13 protein-coding genes and 1 pseudogene are annotated in these 14,431 nt (G+C 52.6%); all 14 read left to right on the forward strand.

Going from position 1 to position 14,431, the window contains the following annotated elements:
- Positions 1–134 precede the first annotated feature (134 nt).
- A complete protein-coding gene (gene xylB, locus ACIOYV_RS04850) occupies positions 135–1,631 on the forward strand; it encodes a xylulokinase (RefSeq protein ID WP_401321315.1) in 1,497 nt (498 codons plus the stop codon).
- A 13-nt stretch (positions 1,632–1,644) separates the two neighbouring features.
- The gene (locus ACIOYV_RS04855; RefSeq protein ID WP_163910043.1) at positions 1,645–2,589 is read left to right on the forward strand and encodes a carbohydrate kinase; all 945 of its coding nucleotides are present in this window, start codon (positions 1,645–1,647) and stop codon (positions 2,587–2,589) included.
- Positions 2,590–2,799: 210 nt separating this feature from the next.
- The gene (locus tag ACIOYV_RS04860; protein ID WP_054046231.1) at positions 2,800–3,420 is read left to right on the forward strand and encodes a hypothetical protein; all 621 of its coding nucleotides are present in this window, start codon (positions 2,800–2,802) and stop codon (positions 3,418–3,420) included.
- Between the two features lie 262 nt (positions 3,421–3,682).
- Positions 3,683–5,974 (forward strand): type VI secretion system tip protein TssI/VgrG, encoded by a 2,292-nt coding sequence (gene tssI, locus ACIOYV_RS04865; RefSeq protein ID WP_401321319.1) that lies wholly within the window; start codon positions 3,683–3,685, stop codon positions 5,972–5,974.
- Complete coding sequence (locus ACIOYV_RS04870) at positions 5,971–7,539, forward strand: hypothetical protein (RefSeq protein ID WP_401321322.1); 1,569 nt, start codon at positions 5,971–5,973, stop codon at positions 7,537–7,539. Before tssI ends, ACIOYV_RS04870 begins: the two co-directional genes overlap by 4 nt.
- A 3-nt stretch (positions 7,540–7,542) precedes the next feature.
- A complete protein-coding gene (locus ACIOYV_RS04875) occupies positions 7,543–8,481 on the forward strand; it encodes a PoNe immunity protein domain-containing protein (RefSeq protein ID WP_401321325.1) in 939 nt (312 codons plus the stop codon).
- A 104-nt stretch (positions 8,482–8,585) separates the two neighbouring features.
- On the forward strand, positions 8,586–9,524 hold the full coding sequence (locus ACIOYV_RS04880; RefSeq protein WP_401321328.1) for a PoNe immunity protein domain-containing protein: 939 nt from the start codon (positions 8,586–8,588) through the stop codon (positions 9,522–9,524).
- 107 nt (positions 9,525–9,631) lie between these two features.
- Positions 9,632–9,937: pseudogene (locus tag ACIOYV_RS04885) on the forward strand (PoNe immunity protein domain-containing protein); the annotation flags it as partial.
- Between the two features lie 272 nt (positions 9,938–10,209).
- Positions 10,210–10,398: a PoNe immunity protein domain-containing protein gene (locus ACIOYV_RS04890; protein WP_401321330.1), complete on the forward strand. Its 189-nt coding sequence runs from the start codon at positions 10,210–10,212 to the stop codon at positions 10,396–10,398.
- A complete protein-coding gene (locus ACIOYV_RS04895) occupies positions 10,376–11,176 on the forward strand; it encodes a PoNe immunity protein domain-containing protein (RefSeq protein WP_401321333.1) in 801 nt (266 codons plus the stop codon). The genes ACIOYV_RS04890 and ACIOYV_RS04895 overlap by 23 nt, the downstream gene beginning before the upstream one ends.
- Positions 11,173–11,943 carry a PoNe immunity protein domain-containing protein gene (locus tag ACIOYV_RS04900; protein WP_401321336.1) on the forward strand — a complete coding sequence of 257 codons (771 nt, stop codon included), beginning with the start codon at positions 11,173–11,175 and terminating at the stop codon, positions 11,941–11,943. Before ACIOYV_RS04895 ends, ACIOYV_RS04900 begins: the two co-directional genes overlap by 4 nt.
- Before the next feature lie 11 nt (positions 11,944–11,954).
- Positions 11,955–12,902: a type VI immunity family protein gene (locus ACIOYV_RS04905; RefSeq protein WP_401321339.1), complete on the forward strand. Its 948-nt coding sequence runs from the start codon at positions 11,955–11,957 to the stop codon at positions 12,900–12,902.
- Positions 12,903–12,933: 31 nt separating this feature from the next.
- Positions 12,934–13,716 (forward strand): PoNe immunity protein domain-containing protein, encoded by a 783-nt coding sequence (locus ACIOYV_RS04910; protein WP_401321341.1) that lies wholly within the window; start codon positions 12,934–12,936, stop codon positions 13,714–13,716.
- Positions 13,717–13,756: 40 nt separating this feature from the next.
- Positions 13,757–14,410 (forward strand): YcxB family protein, encoded by a 654-nt coding sequence (locus ACIOYV_RS04915; RefSeq protein WP_401321343.1) that lies wholly within the window; start codon positions 13,757–13,759, stop codon positions 14,408–14,410.
- Positions 14,411–14,431 lie beyond the last annotated feature (21 nt).

Consider the following 14,431-nt stretch of genomic DNA (forward strand, 5'->3'; position numbering starts at 1 on the left):
GACCGCCGTCTTCGCGGGCAAGCCTCGCTCCTACAGGATTTATGTCGATCGGGAGGCCGGCGACATACCTGTAGGAGCGAGGCTTGCCCGCGAACAGCTTCACCAAGAACGACCTGACACACCAAGGATCAACCATGGCAAACCAACAACTATTCCTCGGCATCGACTGCGGCACCCAAGGCACCAAAGCCATCATCCTCGATGCCGTCAGCGGTCAGGTGATGGGCCAGGGTGCCGCCGCTCACACCCTGATCAGCGGCGCCAACGGTCGTCGCGAACAAGACACCAGTCAATGGCTGGACGCCTTCACCCTGGCCACCCGCCGTGCCCTGCTCGCCGCCAACGTCGACGGCCAGGACATCCTCGGCGTCGGCGTCTCCGGCCAGCAACACGGCTTGGTGCTGCTCGACGACCAAGGCCAGGTCCTGCGCCCGGCCAAGCTCTGGTGCGACACCGAATCCACGCCGGAAAACGATCGCTTGCTGGCCCATCTGGGCGGCGAACAAGGCTCGCTGGAGCGCCTCGGCGTCGTCATCGCGCCGGGTTACACCGTGTCCAAACTGCTCTGGACCAAAGAACAACACCCGCAGACTTTCGCCCGCATCGCGCGCATCCTGCTGCCCCACGACTTCCTCAACTATTGGCTGACCGGCCGCAGTTGCAGCGAATACGGTGATGCGTCGGGCACCGGTTATTTCAACGTGCGCACGCGCCAGTGGGACTTGCAACTGCTGCGCGATATCGACTCCACCGGACGCCTGCAAGCATCGCTGCCCGAGTTGATCGACGCGCACGAAGCGGTCGGCACGATCCTGCCGAGCATCGCTGAACACTTGGGCATCAACCCGCAAGCGCTGGTCTCCAGTGGCGGCGGCGACAACATGATGGGCGCCATCGGCACCGGCAACATCCAGCCCGGCGCGATCACCATGAGCCTCGGCTCCTCGGGCACGGTTTACGCCTACTCCGAACAGCCGAAAGTCAGCCCGGACGCCTCGGTCGCCACGTTCTGCTCCTCCAGCGGCGGCTGGCTGCCGTTGATCTGCACCATGAACCTGACCAACGTCACTGGCGTGATTCGCGAACTGTTCGAGCTGGACATCGAACAGTTCAACAGTCTGGTCGCCCATGCACCAATCGGTTCGGACGGCGTGTGCATGCTGCCGTTCCTCAACGGCGAACGCGTGCCCGCCCTGCCCCACGCCACCGGCAGCCTGCACGGCCTGACCATGACCAACATGACCCAGGCCAACCTGTGCCGCGCCGCCGTCGAGGGCACGACCTTCGGTTTACGCTACGGACTGGACCTGCTGCGCCAGAATGGCTTACAAAGCCGCAGCATTTGCTTGATCGGTGGCGGCTCGAAAAGCCCGGTGTGGCGCCAGATCGTCGCCGATATCATGAACACCCCGGTGATCTGCACCGAACAAAGCGAAGCGGCAGCCCTGGGCGCAGCGATTCAAGCGGCGTGGTGCAAATCCTGGTCTAACGGCCACGAAAGCACCCTGGCGGATTTGTGCGAGCGTTGCGTGAAACTCGATCTGGCCAGCGAAACCTTGCCGATCGCCGAGAATGTCGCGGCGGCGCAACAGGCCTACGAACGCTATCAACAACACGTCGCAACCCTTTAAAGAGCGAACAATTATGTATCTGGTGTGTGGCGAAGCGCTGTTCGATTTCTTCAGCGAAGACGATGCCAGCGGTCTGGCTTCAAAAGTGAATTTCAAGGCAATTGCCGGTGGCTCGCCGTTCAACGTGGCGGTGGGTCTGCGCCGCTTGGGCGTGGACGCGGCGCTGTTTGCAGGGTTGTCCACCGACTACCTCGGCCGACGCTTGCAGCAAGTACTGCAAGACGAAGGTGTGCGCCCGGACTACCTCGTCGATTTCGCCGCGCCGACCACGCTGGCGATGGTCGCGGTCGGCGCCAATGGCTCGCCGCACTACAGCTTCCGTGGCGAAGGCTGCGCGGATCGGCAGTTACGCCTTGAGCATTTGCCAGAACTGGGGCCTGAGGTGCGCGGCTTGCACATCGGCTCGTTCTCGCTGGTGGTGCAACCGATTGCCGACACGCTGCTGGCGTTGGTGGGCCGGGAAAGCGGCAAACGCCTGATCAGCCTTGATCCGAATGTGCGCCTCAATCCTGAGCCAAACATCGACCTGTGGCGTTCGCGGATTGCTGAACTGGTGGAATTGGCCGACCTGATCAAAGTCAGCGATGAAGACTTGAGCCTGCTGTACCCCGAACAGGATCCGCAGCGGGTGATCGAAGGCTGGCTGCAGCATCGTTGCCAGTTGGTATTCCTGACCCGTGGCGGCGAAGGCGCGACGGTGTTCAGCCGGGCTCATGGCTCGTGGTCAGTGCCGGCGTGTTCGGTGAAGATTGCCGACACGGTTGGCGCTGGCGACACCTTTCAGGCTGCGCTGATTACCTGGTTGACCGAGCATCAGCTGGATTCGGTGGACGGTGTGCAACGCCTGAGTCGTGAGCAGATCGACGGCATGCTCAAGTTCGCCGTACAAGCCGCAGCACTGACGTGCAGCAAGACCGGGCCGGATTTGCCGTATCGCAAGCAGTTGGATTTGCGCTGAATGTGAGGGCCTCTTCGCGGGCAAGCCTCGCTCCTACAGGATGGCGCTATGTCAATCCTGTAGGAGCAAGGCTTGCCCGCGAAAGCGCCCGACCAAACACCGCCAACCTCAAGATCACAACACCGCAAAGCTGCCTCTCACAATCCCCCCACCTCTGCCTTGAGTCGGTAAACTGTCGCCCTTTTACGCGCATGACAGGAAGACAGGCTTTTGAACCCAAGGCAAACGGCTGGACTGTTACTACTCACCACGCTGCTGGCCGGTTGCAGCACCTCGCCCCCACGCTCTCCCAACGATCTCTGCGAAATCTTCCGGGAAAAGAGCGACTGGTACGACGCCGCGCAAGTCACGCAAAAGCGCTGGGGCGTACCGATCCAGGTGCCGTTCGCGATCATGTATCAAGAGTCCGGCTACCGTTACGACGCCAAGACACCGCGCAAATACCTGCTCTGGATAATTCCGTGGGGCCGGGTGTCGACCGCGTCCGGCTACGCCCAGGCCAAGGATGAAGTCTGGTCCGACTATCAGAAAAGCACCGGCAGACACGGCGCCGACCGCGAGGATTTCGATGACGCCATCGACTTTGTCGGTTGGTACATGGACAAGACCGCCACCATCAATGGCGTTTACAAATATGACGCCTACGGCCAGTACCTGAATTACCACGAAGGTTGGGGTGGCTATCGCCAGAAAACCTATGCCAGCAAAGGCTGGTTAGTGGCGACGGCGGGCAAGGTGCAGGGGCGTTCTGATATGTATGCGCAGCAATATGCCGGGTGCAAAAACGATTTGGGTCGGGGATTCTGGAGCCGGTTCTGGCACTGGCTGTGAGGCATCACTGCGAAGGCGTCGCCCTTCTAGCAGGTGACATTAGTCTGAAAATGACCGTTAGTTCTTCGGTGCAGCCCTCGTCCCGGGCAACCCGGAACCCGACGATATGCTGGCAAGCCCCCGCATTCACTGGCCGAAACCCCGCCCTTAAGGGTTTTCCCCAGGCAATAGGCAGTCAGCAGCTAAGGCATTTGCGCCTTGAACGAGCCCACTTAATCCTGCACCATCCGCCCCAGCTTATTCAAAGGACGGAATTCAAGGCATGCTGGACGCGAACGCAACCCATATTACCCTCACGCTGGACGGTGTTTCCGCCGACCTGCAAGTGCTCAGTTTCGTCGGTCGCGAAGCCCTCAATCAGCCGTTCAGTTTCGACATTGAACTGGTCAGCGCCCGCCCCGACCTGAAACTCGAAGAGCTGCTGCACAAGCCTGGCTGCCTGACCTTCGGCGCCACCGGCAAAGGCATCATCCACGGCCTGGTCTATCGCATCGAGCAAGGCGATTCCGGCAAGAAGCTGACCCGCTACAGCATCAGCCTGGTGCCGCAACTCGCCTACCTGCGGCACAACTACGACCAGCAAATCTTCCAGCATCTGACGGTGCCGAAGATCATCGGCCAGGTCCTCGAAGCGCGGGGCATTCTGTCCGATGCCTACAGCTTCCAGCTCGGCGCGATCTACCCGGAACGCGACTACTGCGTGCAGTACGACGAATCCGACCTGCATTTCATCCAGCGCCTGTGCGAAGAAGAAGGCATCCACTTCCACTTCCAGCACTCGGCCAGCGGCCACAAACTGGTGTTCGGCGACGACCAGACCGTATTCCGCAAACTCGCGCCCGTGGCCTACCAGCAAGATTCCGGCATGGCCGCCGAGAAAACCGTGATCAAACGCTTCAACCTGCGCCTGGAAACCCGCACCACCCGCGTCAGCCGCCGCGACTACGATTTCGAGAAACCGCGCATCCTTCCTGAAGGCACCGCCAAAAGCACCTTCGCCCCGGACCTCGAAGACTACGACTATCCCGGCCGCTTCACCGATCGCGAGCGCGGCAAGCAACTGGCGACCCGCGCCCTTGAACGCCATCGCAGCGACTACAAACTCGCCGAAGGCAAAAGTGACGAACCAATCCTGGTCAGCGGCCACTTCCTGGCCCTGAGCGAACACCCGCGCGCCGAGTGGAATGACCTCTGGCTGCTGCTGGAAGTCGTCCACGAAGGTAAACAGCCGCAAGTGCTTGGCGAAAACACCACCAGCGACGTCACCGACAACAAGGACGATTTCCACCAGGGCTACCGCAACCGCTTCCTCGCCACCCCGTGGGACGCGCACTTCCGCCCTGCCCTCGAACACCCGAAAGCAAAAATCCTCGGCAGCCAGACCGCCATCGTCACCGGCCCCAAGGGCGAAGAAATCCACACCGACCAGTACGGCCGCGTCAAAGTCCAGTTCCACTGGGACCGCGAAGGCCAAGCCGACGACAACACCACCTGCTGGCTACGCGTCGCCACCGGCTGGGCCGGCAATGCCTACGGCGGCATCGCCATCCCGCGCATCGGCATGGAAGTGCTGGTGTCCTTCATGGAAGGCGACCCCGACCAACCGCTGGTCACCGGCTGCCTGTACCACAAGGAAAACGTCGTCCCCTACGACCTGCCGGCGAACAAAACCCGTAGTACCTTTAAGACGCTCAGTTCTCCGGGCGGCAAGGGCTACAACGAATTTCGGATTGAAGACAAGAAAGGTGCAGAACAGATTTATCTGCACGCCCAACGGGATTGGGATGAAAACATCGAGCATGACCAGAAGATTCGTGTCGGTAACGAACGGCATGACACCGTTGAAGCCAATGTTCTCAGCGAATTCAAGGTTGAAGAACATCGCATCACCCACCTCGACCGCAAGAGTGAAACCCGGGCGGATGATCACCTCACCGTCGGCGTGACTCAGCATGTGAAGGTCGGGACTGGGCAGTTTGTCGAGGCAGGCACGGAGATTCACTACAACGCCGGGGAAAAGGTTGTGGTTGAGGGTGGCATGGAGCTTACGGCCAAAGCTGGCGGGAGCTTTGTGAAGGTGGATGCGGGGGGCGTGACGATCAGTGGCGCTAATGTGAAGGTTAACTCCGGTGGCGGGCCGGGTTCCGGCACCGGTATCGGCATCCTCGCCCCTCTGATTCCAGGTCTCGCCGCGGCCGACATCGCCGGTCGCCTGATGAAAGAAGCCAAGTCCAATCCGACCTGGCTGGAATTGAACCTGCACTACGACAACCTTGAGCCCGTTCCGGGCGCGTCCTATCGCGTCGACTTTGCCGACGGCTCGACCCGTGAAGGCGTGCTGGACGACGACGGCTTTGCCAGGTTGGAGGACGTACCGAAAGGACCGGCCAAGGTGTATTACGGCGAGGATCCGCGGCCGTACAACCGTGAAAGCGTCACGGTTGTGCAGAACTCAGACGAAAAAGTTAACGCAGATTTACGCAAGCTCGGCCTGGACCCGGACCAGGTTGATTTACAAGCATTGGTGGAGAAAGCCGCAGGGAGGCTGTCATGAGTGACGAAGTAGTTGAGAGCGCAAGCGAAGGTGACGAAGACCGCAGCGCCGCTTACCAAGAGGCCGCGGTAGAACTGGCAAAAGGCATCGCACTCGGCGCAGTGCCGTTTCTCGGCCAGGCCATCGACGCCTACGACACAATCGAATCCTCCATCGTCCTCTACAACGCAGAGTCGACGGACGGGAAGGAAGAAGCCCAATTTGACTTGCTGATGGCTGTCATCGGCTGGGTGCCAGGACCGGGCGACGGCCTGAAGAAAAGCTTGCGAATCGTCAACAAAGACCCACAGCGCTATGCCCCAGTACTGTTCGACCTGCTGCGCTTCGTACTGCAAGAATGCGGAATCAAAACCAGCCCCGAAGAACTGCTCAAGCAGATATTTGATGCCGGCAAACTGCGCGCTGAACTCGACGAAATCATCACCGGCGTCAAAGGCTCATCGACTTTCCAAAGCCTTCCAAACTGGGCCAAAACATCCGTCGTCACCGTCCTCGCCGCCTCCCGCGACAACATGCCGGCCATGGTGGGGATTGTTGAGAAGCGGTTGGTTAAATGGAAAGGGATGCAGCGCAATAGTTCGGCGGCCTCCTCCGGGTCAAGCCACCCGAAAAGAGCAGAAAAGCCTGCAAGCAAAGACTCGGCTGTTGCGGCGAAGGGCAAGGACGGCGCCAGCGGAACTCATTCCAACCAGGTTGAAGCCTCCAAAGTAGGCCTTCAGGCCCCTTCCGGCATTTTGAATGAAGGGTTGGGGGTTAGTGGGGAGCACATTGCCGATTACATTTGTGCGGAAGATTTTGGCTGGGGCAAGGATTGGGATGGGCATGATAAAGGGGCGGATGGGAAGTGGCTTGAGGGGGTCCCGAGTGCGAGTAAGATGGGGAAGCTTTCCGCTGGTGGGAGCCCAAAAGCAAAGCACATTCTCTACAAATTGTCTGATGGTGCTAATGGGACAGGAATAGATGCTGTTTGGCGCGCCAATCCTGCCAACAATGACGGCGAACAATTTGCCATTGTTGAGGCGAAGGCAAGCCGCGATGAGGATGCGCCAAAATTCATGCGTAAAAAGAACAACACGCGTCAGCCTGGCATCAGCTCAAGGTTAGGGGTTGCCGGCCTGACTGATTCAAGTGAACTAATAGAACCAATCGAAAGTGATGAAAACAATACGTCTAACAAAAAGAAAAATAAAATAAGCACCGGAAAAAACAAACCCACCACAACAAAAAGCGAAACACCTCCGTACAAACAAAAAAGAAAACTATTGGTACAAATGAGCAGGGAGTGGATCGACGAAAACTTGGGCAAAGCCGTTAATAGCGTTTTTTTAGTTACCCAAATAACGCATTCTTACAGCCGACATCTATTTTATACGCCGCTATACCATACCAGCCTGAGCCCTCAAGAACATGCCAGCGCACGACTAAACAACACCGATGAAATCTCTCATAAAAACCATAAAGCCTTTCACTATGCCGACCACGAAGTTAAAAACTTTGTGAATAAACGTAAAAAATCTTTAGCTAAAAAACATGGCATGTCAGCTTCACTTAAGCTTGAGGTATAAAACATGATAAAAAGACAAAAATTTTATAGTGAAAACCATTACAACACCTTCCTAAGAGAATATGACGAGTCCATAGACTTTTATAGGACGAGAAAATTCAAGTCAGACTCCGACGAAGAAGAGGCGACGCTTCGTTCTAGATTTTTTCAACGTTTGGCACTTAATAAGCTTCTAGCAACATACACCGCCGGGGAAAAAATCACTGCGCTCATCCCACTCTTAGAAGACTTAATTACAAAATATGAAATCAGGCAAGAGAAATTATCAGAATCGGAACAAACTCCCGATATATCACCACTTGCGATTAGCGACTATCCATATCAATATGAAGAATGCGTGCAAGTTATAGGTTTTTGCGTTTTATTACATCGAACAGATCTCCTTAAGCGATTCGTGAAATTAATAGACGACGCAGGCTACGAAGGCCACGATACGTTATATGAAGATTTGCTTTGCAAGTTATTACCTGGCAGGCATGACATAGACCAGTGGTATCACGACGTATATTCACCTTTAGTGCAAGCAATATATGCAAAAACGAAAGAAGAGGCGGCCAACTTCCTTAAAAAATACTGCACCCAGTGGTATCCAGCCTTCAAACAAGCCCCGTGGCACGACACTCATCATCAAGGAGAAGGAGGAAACTACGTAGGCTATTGGGCTATCGAGGCTGGAGCAATTGCTTTTTTGTATGGCATAGATGACAGCAAAATTGATCACATGGTGTATCCAAAGGATTTGGTCGAATACGCGAGAAACTACCAACCGACCGATGGATCCCAAGTTGCTCGTATAGATGCAGGACAATCATGTAGCAAGACTGGCTATTGGTTTACGCCGGCAAAAGCAGAATCTCGTCGCCACTTCAATCAAGGCGAAATAATGCCTGGGTTCAGTGACTCCCATTGGGGCGATACTATTTGGTATTGGTCTGGGGAATAATAACGACGACAGATTGACTTGATTTAAGTCAGTTACTAGTCAAATGGGCGGACAACCGCCCATCAAGTCATGGTGAAACCACTACGGCCCCTTAGCTGACATCTATGAACAAAAGACAAAAATTCTATAGTGAAGCCCACTATAAAAATTTCTTAAAAGAGTACGACGAAGTTATTGATTTTTGCAAAACAAACACATTCGAATCTGACTCTCCTGAAGAAGAAGCTTCACTTCGAGCAGAGCAATTCCAAAGCCTCCTGCTTGACAAGATTTTCGCCTGCTACACGGCAGGAGAAGAGATAGAAGTCTTGATCCCGATACTTGAGGAATTAATACAAAAATACGAAATATGGCAAAAAAAATTAGCCATCTTTGAACAGGCACCCAAAATATCGCCCCTCGCAATAGATGACTGGCCAGATCAGTATGAAGAATGCGTACAAGTCATAAGCTTGTGCATACTCCTGCACCGTACTGACCTATTGAAGCGCTTCGTAGTCTTGATAGATGAGGCAGGGTACGTTGGCGATGACACCCTATATGAAGACCTGTTGAGAAAAGTCTTACCAAATAGGCACGACGTCGACAGATGGTATCACGATGTATATACACCTTTAGTCCAGGCCATATATGCAGACAGCAAAGAAAAAGCTTCCAAGCTTTTGAATGAATATTGTAAACAATGGTATCCAGCATTCAAACAAGCACCTTGGTATGACACTCACTTGCAGGGAGAAAAGGGGAGTTACGTAGGTTATTGGGCTATAGAGGCGGGAGCAATTGCATTTTTATATAACATAGACGACAGTAAAATCGATCATATGGTTTACCCAAGGGCATTGGTCGAGCACGCTAGAAACTATAAGGGCGATAATAGTTCCCAGATTAATCGTATTATTGCAGGTGAACCTTGCAGCAAAACAGGTTACTGGTTTACCCCGGCACAAGCTAACTCAAGACGTCACTTTCAGCAAAGCGAGATCATGCCGAGCTTCAGCGACTCAGCTTGGGGCGATACGCTTTGGTATTGGTCGGGAGAGTAAGGATAACGGTGACAGATTGACTTTAATTAAGTCAGTTATTAGTTAGATGGGCGGAAAGCCGCCCATCAAGTCATGGTGAAACCACTACGGTCCCTTAGCTGACATCTATGAAAAAAAGACAGAAATTTTTTAGTGAAACTCATTACAAAAACTTTCAAAGAGAACACGACGAAACGATCGAATTATTAAAGTCAAATACCTTCGAATCTGAATCTTCCGTAGAAGAAGCGGCTATTCGCTCAAGACATCTACAAACGCTTGCACTGGATAGACTTTTGGCCGCTTACACAGCAGGGGAAGAAATAGAGTCTTTAATACCTCTACTTAGCGATCTCATTGACAAGTACGAAGTAAGACAGGCCGCGCTAGAAGAGCACGAAAACCTCCCTAATATTTCCCCGCTAGCAATTGATGACTGGCCTGACGAATATGAAGAATGCGTGCAAGTAGTAGGTTTTTGTGTGCTACTGCATCGCACCGACCTCCTCAAACGCTTTGTAAAATTAATAGATAACGCAAGCTATGCTGGCGCCGATACTCTATATGAAGATTTACTTACCAAGATACTACCAAACAGGCACGATGTAGATTATTGGTTTCACGGTGTCTATTCACTTTTAATTCAAGCTATCCATGCAGATAGTAAAGAAGAAGCAACCAAGTATCTGAAAAAATACTGCAGCCAATGGTATCCGGCATTGAACAAGCGCCATGGCACGACTTGCATTTACAGGGAGAGGATGGGAATTACGTCGGATACTGGGCTATTGAAGCGGGAGCAATCGCATTTCTGTATGACATAGACGACAGCGAAATTGATCACATGGTGTATCCAAAGGATTTGGTCGAATATGCGAGAGCACATGAAGGTTAGACAGGCATTCTACAACGAGGCCAACTATAAAGGCTTTCTGAAGGAATACGATGAAGTTATTGAATTTTGCAAGAGCAATACCTTCCAATCTTGCTCCCCTCAACAAGAAGCTGCCATTAGAGCACGTCATCTTCAAGACTTGCTGCTTGACAGAATCCTAGCCTGTTATACGGCCGGCGGAGAGATTACGACACTTATACCACTACTGGAAACGCTCATAGAGAAATACGAAATATCGCAGAAAGCATCAGCGGTCTACGAACAACTCCCAAATATCTCCCCCCTCGCAATAGATGATTGGTTGGACCAGTATGAAGAATGCGTACAAGTCATAAGTTTGTGTATCCTGTTGCATCGCATCGACCTATTGAAGCGGTTCGTGCTTCTAATAGATCAGGCGGGATACGTTGGCGATGACACCTTGTATGAAGATTTATTGTGCAAAGTACTGCCAAACAGACATGACGTTGATCAATGGTACCACGATGTATATACCCCATTGATTCAAGCCATCTATGCCAAGACCAAAGAGCAATCCAGCAAGCTTCTAGGCGATTATTGTGAACAATGGTACCCCGCATTCCCGCATGCACCTTGGCATGATACGCACCTGCAGGGGGATTGCGGCAGTTACGTTGGCTATTGGGCAATCGAAGCCGCCGCAATCGCATTCTTATACGACATTGATGATAGTAAAATCGATCACATGGTTTACCCAAAAGCTTTAGTGGACTACGCCAGAAACAACACCACTATTGACCGAAGCAAAGAAACATGATCAAAAGACAAAAACTCCTTACCGAGCAGAGATACGGTAATTTTTTAAGCAATTATAAAAAGTCATTTACCTTCTGGAAAGACAAGCTGTTTCAAGCAGTCTCTCCCGAGCAGGAGCAGTCTTTAAGAGCCCGGCATTTTCAAACGCTTTACTTGAACAATATCTTAATGCGTTATACCGCCGGAGAAGAAATCCACAACTTTCCACCCCTACTAGAGACGCTGATAGATGGCTATGAGATTCTGCAACACAAGCGGGCTCAATATGAACAGATTGAAAACATCACGCCGCTGACAATTGATGACTGGATTGACGAGTATCAGGAATGTTTACAAGTGATCAGTCTCTGTATCCTTCTGCATCGCCGAGACTTACTGAAACGATTCGTTTTGCTGATCGATAACGCCGGTTATGCAGGCATGGATACGCTATATGAAGATCTACTGATCAAGATTCTTCCCGACCGTGAAGATGTCGATCAGTGGTATCACGACGCTTACACCCCGCTAATTCAAGCCATATACTTCGAAGATAAAAAAATCGCACCCGAGCTTTTGAAAAAATATTGTGTAAATTGGTATTCGTCCTTTGATCAAGCCCCTTGGTATGACACGCATAAGGATGGCGACGAGGGAAGCTACGTTGGCTACTGGGCGCTGGAGGCGGGAGCCATCGCGTTTCTGTACGACATCGACGACAGCAACATTGATCATATGGTTTACCCAAAAGACTTGGTCGAGTATGCCAGAGCCGTAACCGCCAGATAGAAAAGACGACTATGAATCCATTGCAAATATTATCTGACCAAGCTCCAAACCTGACTTTTGAACTTCCTGACAGCACACCAGTCATCAGGCTGGGGCTGATTGCCACAGTTTATTTTAAAGAAGGCTATCTACTGGAAAGCAAGAAAAAAATCATAGAATGCTTTGATCGTTTCAACAAAGAATTTGGCCAACACCTAAAGGGACAATTCAATGATCAATATAAGAAACTGACAAACGACAGCTTCAAAAAAATGACTCTGGACATTCTTCGAACTGGTTCGAACGATCAATATGAATGGCACCTCAGCAGCGCTTCAACTGCAAGTGAGGCCGCGAAATACAGTCTTTCGGTTTTGAACTCTTTTGAAATCCATGGAGACCACAAGCGCTCATATCTGAAGATCACTTTACCTTGGACTTTTTTGCTGGAAGCTGATGGAGCCATTCGATATCAAAATTGGCTAGTTTACCTCTGTAACCAGGTTAAGGCTGAACATGGTTATGGTGGACTTTCCAGCGTTCTGCCTTATGACTTCGATAGCTACACGTCAATGGAATTTCAGTTGGCTCAGCAGTTCCCCGGACTTGAAGTGGACACCATGGTGCACAACTTTAAGAGAGAACTGCTGGATCACATCAAGGGTGTGAACTGGTACACCATTCTCGGCAATCAGTTTGTGGAACGTCTAGGAGGTGAAAACTCGTTAAATCATGCTTTTAGCAGCCGCAGCGATGTGGAGATATTGAATTATGTCAACGGATTGATCATCCGTGCAGGAGACTACCCCCAGCTCGGAGCACAAGATGAGGAACCGCCCGCAGTCTATGTAGCCGTCAATGAAATCGTCAAAACCCTGCGCATTCCTGAGCCAGAACAACTCCAGTCCCATTCGCCCTATGGCCCGACCTTTGGAGAAGACACCACTGCGCAGTGGTTTAAGCGATTCGACAAGCAATAGCCCTGCAACGGAAGAGAGCCAGACAAACGTAATGAACAGACGACAGCGCTTCATCGTTGATTCGTACTACCGAAAGTCCATCCATCTCTACGATACGACCGAATCGCGCTGGGCCGGCCAGACGATGCAGGCAGATTCTCCAGACCAAGAGAGGTCATTACGAACGGGATACTTCAAGGCAGCAGCGTTGAATGCCTTGCTGATCAGTTACACGGCGGGCGAGACGATTGAAAGCCTTATTCCCCGGCTGGAGAAGCTGATCAGCAGCTATGAGACTTACCAACAAGCCCTGGCTGCCGAGGAACGCGAACCTGACATATCACCTTTGGCCGTCGACGACTGGCCCGAGCACTATGAAGAGTGTGTTCAAGTCATCAGCCTCTGCATTTTGTTGCGTCGCACCGACCTGCTGACTCGTTTCGTCGCCCTGATAGATCGCGGGGGATACGTTCACGAAGACACGCTCTACGAAGACCTTCTACGAAAGCATTTACCGGATCGTGCTGATCTGGACGAGTGGTTCCACGGTCTCTACACACCGCTGATCAGGGCGATATACGCCACCGAACCTGAAGAATCGAGCCACTTGTTAAAGCACTATTGCGAAGCGTGGTATCCCGCTTTCGCGTCGCTGCAAACCAATTGGCATGACAGTCATTTGGACATTGAAGACGACGATGGCAACTACGTCGGTTACTGGGCTTTTGAAGCGGGCGCCATTGCTTTTTTATACGGCATCGACGACAGCCAAATCGATCATATGGTTTACCCCAAAGACTTGGTTGCCTATGCCAGACGTGCGGCAAACACGTAAACTTCCGCCCTCTTCAGAAACGGACTTCGGATTCAACGCCATGGAACTGCAATTCACCATTACCCCCGAGCACACACAGCTCAGAGTCAATAAACTGCTTGAGCAAGAAATGCTCAAGGATGATCAACTGCAGGCCCGGCTGTTGGGCTATATCACACGTCTTCAAGACCGTTTGCTCGCGCCACTGTTGTTTCTCCTGGGCCTGGCTGGCGGCATGCTGGCGATCTATTTCCCGGCGCGTGAGTTAAGTCCCCAGAAACTCATCTCCATGGTCCTGTTTGGGGTGGTCTTCGTGGTGTTCTGGTGGTTCTTCTCCGCTCGCCTGCTAAGCCATTTACGCAACCGTATCGCCGACAATCGTGCGAAGCCGCGCGCGCCATTTCGCCGTACGAATCAGCGTCTGATCGAAATGAAACTACGCATTCCACTCAAGGCGGCTGAAGGCGCTTATCGTCTGCAATTCGACGACGAGGGCTTCACTCTGATTAATACCAAGGGTGCGAAAGGCGGGTTGGTCTGGGGGAAGATCGTGCATATCAAGGAAACGCCTGACTTTTACTCGGTGGCTTGCGCTGAGCTGAATCGCAAGGACAAGGCCTATCACATCCCCAAGCACAGCGATGTGATGGATGCGGAGCAGTATCAGCAAGGTTTGGCGTTGTTTTTAAGCCGGGTACCCGCCTCGATCATCTGACGGTTGGCAGATCTTGCACCG

Origin of the sequence: Pseudomonas sp. NPDC087342, assembly GCF_044744265.1 — a bacterium.
GTDB classification, from domain to species: domain Bacteria; phylum Pseudomonadota; class Gammaproteobacteria; order Pseudomonadales; family Pseudomonadaceae; genus Aquipseudomonas; species Aquipseudomonas nunensis.

What these genes read in the sequence shown, in the direction of transcription:
- xylB (WP_401321315.1), top strand. Translation starts at nt 135, where the DNA reads ATGGCAAACCAACAACTATTCCTCGGCATCGACTGCGGCACCCAAGGC.
- ACIOYV_RS04895 (WP_401321333.1), top strand. Translation starts at nt 10,376, where the DNA reads ATGCGAGAGCACATGAAGGTTAGACAGGCATTCTACAACGAGGCCAAC.
- ACIOYV_RS04870 (WP_401321322.1), top strand. Translation starts at nt 5,971, where the DNA reads ATGAGTGACGAAGTAGTTGAGAGCGCAAGCGAAGGTGACGAAGACCGC.
- ACIOYV_RS04915 (WP_401321343.1), top strand. Translation starts at nt 13,757, where the DNA reads ATGGAACTGCAATTCACCATTACCCCCGAGCACACACAGCTCAGAGTC.
- ACIOYV_RS04855 (WP_163910043.1), top strand. Translation starts at nt 1,645, where the DNA reads ATGTATCTGGTGTGTGGCGAAGCGCTGTTCGATTTCTTCAGCGAAGAC.
- ACIOYV_RS04875 (WP_401321325.1), top strand. Translation starts at nt 7,543, where the DNA reads ATGATAAAAAGACAAAAATTTTATAGTGAAAACCATTACAACACCTTC.
- ACIOYV_RS04890 (WP_401321330.1), top strand. Translation starts at nt 10,210, where the DNA reads ATGGTATCCGGCATTGAACAAGCGCCATGGCACGACTTGCATTTACAG.
- tssI (WP_401321319.1), top strand. Translation starts at nt 3,683, where the DNA reads ATGCTGGACGCGAACGCAACCCATATTACCCTCACGCTGGACGGTGTT.
- ACIOYV_RS04880 (WP_401321328.1), top strand. Translation starts at nt 8,586, where the DNA reads ATGAACAAAAGACAAAAATTCTATAGTGAAGCCCACTATAAAAATTTC.
- ACIOYV_RS04910 (WP_401321341.1), top strand. Translation starts at nt 12,934, where the DNA reads ATGAACAGACGACAGCGCTTCATCGTTGATTCGTACTACCGAAAGTCC.
- ACIOYV_RS04905 (WP_401321339.1), top strand. Translation starts at nt 11,955, where the DNA reads ATGAATCCATTGCAAATATTATCTGACCAAGCTCCAAACCTGACTTTT.
- ACIOYV_RS04900 (WP_401321336.1), top strand. Translation starts at nt 11,173, where the DNA reads ATGATCAAAAGACAAAAACTCCTTACCGAGCAGAGATACGGTAATTTT.